The sequence below is a fragment of the Halomonas sp. ND22Bw genome (genome assembly GCF_003011945.1).
Lineage (GTDB): Bacteria > Pseudomonadota > Gammaproteobacteria > Pseudomonadales > Halomonadaceae > Halomonas > Halomonas halophila.
On sequence record NZ_PXWD01000460.1, the window covers coordinates 1 to 330 of the forward strand.

At 60.9% G+C, this 330-nt stretch carries 1 protein-coding gene; it reads left to right on the forward strand.

Annotated elements, in window-relative coordinates; all coding sequences use genetic code 11:
- Positions 1–142: 142 nt before the first annotated feature.
- Positions 143–330, forward strand: a 188-nt coding sequence (locus CVH10_RS18930) for an acyl carrier protein (protein WP_106489388.1), incomplete at its 3' end; no start/stop codon positions are given.

The window sequence follows — 330 nt, forward strand, 5'->3', positions numbered from 1 at the left end:
TCCAGCCCGAAAGCCTGTGCTAAAGGGCTTGATGCAACGGCGGTTCGGGCTTTCGGGCTTGCGTCGCCTTCGCTGCCGTGAGACGGCGATTTCCGAGCTACCCCCGCCTCTACGGCGATTTCAAACAGGCAGAGAGACACTGATGTCCGACACCCTCGAGCGCGTTCGCAAGATCGTCATCGACCACCTGGACGCCGATCCGGACAAGGTCACGGAAAAGGCCAGCTTCATCGACGACCTGGGCGCCGACTCGCTCGACAACGTCGAGCTGGTGATGGCCTTCGAAGAAGAATTCGACATCGAGATCCCGGATGACGCCGCCGAGCACAT